The organism is uncultured Planktosalinus sp., assembly GCF_963973675.1.
Classification (GTDB): domain Bacteria; phylum Bacteroidota; class Bacteroidia; order Flavobacteriales; family Flavobacteriaceae; genus Planktosalinus.
Genome location: NZ_CAXBAN010000433.1, coordinates 1 through 1963, shown reverse-complemented (window position 1 = coordinate 1963; position 1963 = coordinate 1). Strand labels below are relative to the sequence as shown.

2 protein-coding genes are annotated in these 1963 nt (G+C 39.1%); both read left to right on the top strand.

What is annotated here, in order from left to right; all coding sequences use genetic code 11:
* Window positions 1–198 precede the first annotated feature (198 nt).
* The gene (locus AACY61_RS13040) at window positions 199–489 is read left to right on the top strand and encodes a riboflavin synthase subunit beta (protein ID WP_339612017.1); all 291 of its coding nucleotides are present in this window, start codon (window positions 199–201) and stop codon (window positions 487–489) included.
* Window positions 490–1963: DNA mismatch repair endonuclease MutL (mutL, locus tag AACY61_RS13035; RefSeq protein ID WP_339612016.1), on the top strand; the 1474-nt coding region annotated here is incomplete at its 3' end. It abuts the gene before it with no gap.

The following is a 1963-nucleotide window of genomic DNA, read 5'->3' as shown; positions in this document are numbered from 1 at the left end:
AATTGTGAGAAAAATCTGTTGGAATTAATATGTTTGTCATGGTCCCCATGTTCTATTGAAAAGCAAAAGTATATCTAAAACCCACATTAGAAAATGACAAATATCATAATGAAGAAACTGCACTTTTTGTTAACAATTTTTAACCGGGGGAGTTCGGCATTCTTTTTGTTTTTAAGTACCTTTGAAAATTGATAAAATATGGGAATTTTTAAAACACGCAGCAATAAAAAGTTTAATTACGAGCCACGTTATTACAGAAGTGATAAGGAAGGAAGCCCCTTTCAAATGGAACGAAAATTTGACCAGTTTCGTAAAGCCACAGGCGACACCAAAGGCATAAAAGCAAAATTTACCAATGCCTGGGACGATTATAGAAGCAATTCTGATAAAAAAACCAATAAAATAATTTTAATTATAGCAGTTGTTTTAATTCTTATTTTTTTATTCATAATCGAGTTTGACCTCTCTATCTTTAAGAAGCCCTTATAAATGGCAGACAGAATAAAGCTTTTACCTGACCATGTTGCCAACCAGATAGCTGCCGGCGAAGTAGTTCAAAGGCCGGCTTCAGTGGTTAAAGAATTGCTCGAAAATGCCATCGATGCAGAAGCATCCCATATAAAACTTTTAATAAAAGATGCCGGAAAAACGCTGGTGCAAGTTATAGATGACGGTCAGGGAATGAGCACGACCGACGCCCGGTTGAGTTTTGAACGGCATGCTACATCAAAAATACAAACGGCTGAAGATTTATTTCAACTGCACACCAAAGGGTTTAGAGGTGAGGCGCTGGCATCGATAGCCGCTGTTGCCCATGTTGAACTCAAATCCAAAATAACCTCTGATGAGGTAGGCACAGTCATTCGTGTAGAAGGGAGTGAAGTAAAAGCTCAAGAGGTTACGGTTACCCCAAAAGGTACATCGGTAGCCGTGAAAAACCTGTTTTTTAATATCCCGGCACGACGCAATTTCTTGAAATCAAACACAGTTGAAACCCGGCACATTATTGACGAATTCCACAGGGTTTCTCTGGCACATCCGGGTGTGGCTTTCAGTATGTTTAATAACGGGGCAGAAGTTTTTCAGTTACCGGCTTCAAACTTACGGCAACGCATCGTCGCCATTTTTGGTCCAAAAACCAACGAAAAACTGGTTCCGGTAAATGAAGAAACTCCGGTACTTAAAATCGAAGGCTTTGTCTTAAAACCGGAATTTGCCAAAAAGAGCAGGGGAGACCAGTTCTTTTTTGTCAACAACCGCTTTATAAAAAACGGCTACCTCCATCACGCTGTTCTTGCAGCATTTCAAGGCTTGCTGAAAGAAAATACGCAACCGGGTTATTTCTTATTTTTGGAAGTGGATCCAAAATCAATTGATATCAATATCCATCCCACAAAAACCGAAGTGAAGTTTGATGATGAACACACGCTCTATGCAATGTTGAGGTCGGCGGTAAAACACAGCCTGGGTCAATTTAGTGTGGCTCCGGTGCTTGATTTTGAAAGAGATAAAAATCTTGATACACCTTATGATTACAAAAACAAACCTGCTGGTGTTCCTCATATAGAATTTGATAAAAATTTCAATCCCTTCAAAGATTCTGAAACACGCCAAAAAAATATTAAATTCCCTTTTAAACGGGAAAAAACACCTGAATGGGAAAGCCTGTACTCCGGCTTACAGCCACAAAATACACCTCCGTCAGACAAGTTCAGTTTAAATGAAATTGAATTTGAAAGCGAAGTGGTAACCGGTTCCCTGTTTACTGATACGGCTTCAGAAACAAGTCAGAATACGTTTCAGTTGCATAACAAATTCCTGATTACTAGTGTAAAGGCAGGAATGCTTGTAATCCATCAGCAAAGAGCTCATGAGCGTGTATTGTATGAAGAATTGTTAAAAAACATTACAGTTCAGGAGGCAGTGAGCCAACAACTGCTGTTTCCTATGGAATTGACTTTTT

Bases quoted from the DNA above. Each gene is read 5' to 3' on its own strand.
- AACY61_RS13040 (WP_339612017.1), top strand. From the start codon at position 199: ATGGGAATTTTTAAAACACGCAGCAATAAAAAGTTTAATTACGAGCCA.